The organism is Lutibacter sp. (assembly GCF_041596795.1).
Taxonomy (GTDB): Bacteria; Bacteroidota; Bacteroidia; order Flavobacteriales; family Flavobacteriaceae; genus Lutibacter.
This window is the reverse complement of the sequence record NZ_JBFHHX010000216.1, coordinates 1-3901: the sequence shown is the minus strand read 5'-3', so window position 1 is coordinate 3901 and position 3901 is coordinate 1. Positions and strand designations below refer to the sequence as shown.

Below are 3901 nucleotides of genomic sequence, written 5' to 3'. Positions count from 1 at the left end.
TTTAATAAAATACAGGCTTCCATAATTACAACATCATCAATTAATTGCGAAGCTGTTTTACCAGCAACTTCTTTTAATACTTTTGATAAATGCCCCGGTGTTACGCATAAAATATCGGCATAAAAATTAACAGTTCGTTCGCTTTTAAAGTTATCTTCAAGTATTCTAAAAAAACGGAGTGTTAATTCTTCTTGTCTGGAAAAAGATTGTTCTGAAGTGTTTATTTGATTTTTATAGATAGATGCCAATTCATACATTAAAAGATTAAAACCGTGCAAGATTATTTCATTTTTAAATAAAAGTTTATCATTTAATTTTGATTTTATTAAATGTGAAATATTTTTTACAACAGCCAATTCCTGATTGTCTAAAATTAATTTAGAAATGTTTTTGGTCATTAAAAAATTAAGAGCATCAAGGTCTGTTTTATTAAAAGCATTCTTCAGCAAAAAATCTAATGTAAAACTAATAGCAATAATTTCTAGCTCCGAGCTAATTTCTAAAACTTGAACAACAGAATTGGGTACAACTACTATTGCCTCGTTTTTTTTTACTGAATATTTAAGTAGGTTTTGTTGAAAGTTTAGTTCACCATTAATAATAAACATAAATGTAAAATTATCTGATCTAAACGGGTAAGAAATTGGAATTTCTTTAAATTTATTTTTTGAAATATGAATATGCAAACCATCGTATTGTGGGTTTTCTCCCATAATTTCAATAAGATCACTAATTGTATGTTTTTTAATAGGTTCGGTTTTCACTTTAAAATTGGAAAATTAAACTTCAAATATAAGATATATTTTGCGCATAAAAAGGAAAGAGTAGGTAGCATAAATTGATGTGTTGTTAATTTACGCGTGTTAACTTTAATGGGCTAGTTATTTTTGTGAAGTTATTTATGTTATAATTTAAAGGTACTAAACTTTAACAATTACTAATCATTGGGAAATTAGCAATAAAAACCAAGTTAGTTTCTTTGTAGCTTTAACCAACACTTTAACCACACTTCTAAAATATTTCATAGATTAAACAGGAGATTTTGTTGATACAATCCTCTTAAAAGTAGATTTCATTTTAGATTATCTTTTATTTTAACTACTTATGTGTCATTAAATCTCAAAATTAGATAGATGAAACAATTGTTTATTAAAAATATAACCTTTTTGATGTACATATTCTGTATTTCATGGTTTAGTAGTTGTACTTCTCCCAAAAATGAGGTAGAAAGCAACTATATATTAACAAAAACAAGACAAACCAATTCTTTTGATACTGAAGGAAATATCATTACAAATTTAAAAAGTGGTGATACTTTTTATGGCCAAGATGCAGATTATAATAAAGGAGTAGAAATGTCTTTTACAGATAATAAAGATGCTACAATTACAGATAATGTTACGGGATTAATGTGGGGGCAAAATCAATCTGAAAAAGGAATGACCTGGGAAGAAGCCAAAAAATATTGTGAAGAACTTACACTTGCAGGCTATAACGACTGGCGTTTACCGTCTTTAAAAGAATTGTGGTCTATACGCGATTTTTCAACAGGTTGGCCTTATGTAGATGCCACTTATTTTAAATTTACTGGAGAAGGAAAACAGGGTAGTGAACAACACACATGGTCTAGCAATGCCTATACAGTTAACACGGAATTTGCAGTAAAAAATACTGCTTTTGCAACAAATGATTGGACAGGACACATAAAATGTTTTGATGGTGCAAGATATGTTAGACCTGTTAGAGGAGCTATTTACGGAGAGAATGACTTTCAAAACAATGGTAATAATACGGTTACGGATAATGCTACAGGTTTAATGTGGGCTAAAAATGATGCTACAGTGCATTTAAGTTGGGAAGAAGCATTAAAATATGCAGATACTTGTACTTTGGGAGGTTATGATGATTGGAGAGTTCCTAATGTAAAAGAATTGCAAAGTATTGTAGATTACTCTGGTGTTTTTCCTGCTATTGATACATCATATTTTAATATCACAAGTTTCAATCATTCTGATGGTGTTTTAGATTATCCTTTTTATTGGACAAGTACATCTGCAATTTTTGGACAAGACAACCCGGCATATACAAATGCGTGGTATGTTGCATTTGGATATGGAGTAGGACAAAGTGGTAACGATTTGCACGGAGCAGGAAGTGTTCGTTTTCTTCCAAAAAAAGAAAATGCAGCACAAGAAGAAGAAGGTAAAAATAATGCTGGGCAAAAAAGAAAAGAAGAAGGAAATAGCCAAAGCCCAACTAAAAGTAATACAGATTCCGATAAAACGCGTCCACAAGGTCCACCATCAGATGGAACTCCTCCGCAAGGTCCACCACCTGAAGGCAAACGTCCGCAAGGTCCACCACCAAACGGTTCAGATTCCGATGAAACACGCCCGCAAGGTCCTCCACCAAACGGTTCAGATTCTGATGAAATGCGTCCGCAAGGTCCACCTCCAAATGGTTCAAATTCTGATGAAAAGCGTCCACAAGGACAACAAAAAAAGAAACAAAATTCAGCTGAAGTAAAAGAAGCGCAAATTAAAAGCGATTCTACACAAGTAAAAGGAACGTATGAAATGCATACAGTTCGTTTAGTTAGAGATAATAATTAAGGTGAAATTTAAATAAAATAGTTCACCTTAATAAAAAAAATTGTTGCTCGAATTTCCAAATTATCCTCAAGAGCACAATAGGAGTAAACTAAAATCTCCCCCAAAAGCACCTGTTTATGATTGTTAAAACTTTCGTAGGCAGGTGTAATGCGTTTAAATAGCTAAGTGAATGCAAATTATTAATTTTATGCTTAAATTAGTATAAAATTAATAATCAATTATTTATATAAATATTTATAGGTTTGTTGGTTATACTATTACAAATTTAAAAAACAACTACCATGAAACTTAAAATTTTAAAATTGATTCTTGCATTTGGAATCTTCGTTTATAGCTACAACTCATTTTCTCAAACCAATGTAGATAGTAGTCAAGTAAAGAATGTTAATTCTATAGTGAAAATGGACAAAAAACTGAAATTAGGATGTGGTTTTGGACTTAATTTTGTTGGAGGAACAACTATAAATATTTCTCCAAATTTAACTTATAATGTAAGTAATAAAGTTGCTTTTGGTTTGGGGCTACAATGGAATTATCTTTCTTTAAAAGATATTCAGAGTACAACAACATATGGTGCAAACACTATTTTTCAGTATAATCCTTCACAAAAAATAATGACTTTATTAGAATTTGCTCAATTAAGAGTGTCTACTAAATATGAGGAGGATGATAGTAAAGATAAATATTGGGATTCCGCATTATTTATAGGAGCAGGATTAAATATTACAAAAAATATTTCAATAGGAGCTAAATACAATTTTTTATATAAAGAAGACGAAAGTATTTATACCAGCCCAGTAATTCCGTTTGTTAATATTTCTTTTTAATATTTCTTTTTTTTGAAACGAAAAAAGCCGATTTTTCAAACGCAAAAATCACATATAAAATAGATGATAGATTTATTAAATTCTGAGAAACAAATTCATTGTGTAACAAATTTTGAAGACCTTGTTTCCACACCTTTTTATAAAGAAATTAATGCAATTTGTTGGACTCGTAAATTAGTAGGTGATTTTTCTGAGATTGTTAATAAGTTAGAACTAAATGGAAATATAGCCGAAATAAATAAAGAGGAACTTTACGAGCTTAAATTAAGTGATGAAGGACAAATTGCGCGCGAAATTCTTTTAAATGACTTGAAGGTATTAAAAGCTCATGGTGCATCTCCAATTCTTAATGTAATTAAATGCTATGAAAGAGATGATAGCTACCCATTTTTCCCAACAGATGTTTATTCTTTTCATGTAGATCGTTCGCCTTTACCAATTGATACTTTTTTATGCACTTAC

3 protein-coding genes and 1 pseudogene are annotated in these 3901 nt (G+C 30.3%); 3 read left to right on the top strand and 1 reads right to left on the bottom strand.

From position 1 onward, the window contains the following. Positions 1 to 764 (bottom strand): hypothetical protein (locus ABY298_RS15400; protein WP_372746938.1); only part of this gene is annotated, 764 nt, incomplete at its 3' end. 405 nt (positions 765 to 1169) lie between these two features. Between ABY298_RS15400 and ABY298_RS15395 the strand changes: the two genes are divergently transcribed. The 3 genes and pseudogenes from ABY298_RS15395 to ABY298_RS15385 all read left to right on the top strand — a co-directional run. Continuing rightward, positions 1170 to 2612 carry a DUF1566 domain-containing protein gene (locus ABY298_RS15395; protein ID WP_372746937.1) on the top strand — a complete coding sequence of 481 codons (1443 nt, stop codon included), beginning with the start codon at positions 1170 to 1172 and terminating at the stop codon, positions 2610 to 2612. Between the two features lie 281 nt (positions 2613 to 2893). Beyond that, positions 2894 to 3439 carry a hypothetical protein gene (locus ABY298_RS15390; RefSeq protein WP_372746936.1) on the top strand — a complete coding sequence of 182 codons (546 nt, stop codon included), beginning with the start codon at positions 2894 to 2896 and terminating at the stop codon, positions 3437 to 3439. Positions 3440 to 3502: 63 nt separating this feature from the next. Then, positions 3503 to 3901, top strand: a pseudogene (locus ABY298_RS15385) (hypothetical protein); the annotation flags it as partial.

Coding starts and splice junctions, on each gene's coding strand:
- ABY298_RS15395 (WP_372746937.1), top strand. CDS start 1,170: ATGTACATATTCTGTATTTCATGGTTTAGTAGTTGTACTTCTCCCAAA.
- ABY298_RS15390 (WP_372746936.1), top strand. CDS start 2,894: ATGAAACTTAAAATTTTAAAATTGATTCTTGCATTTGGAATCTTCGTT.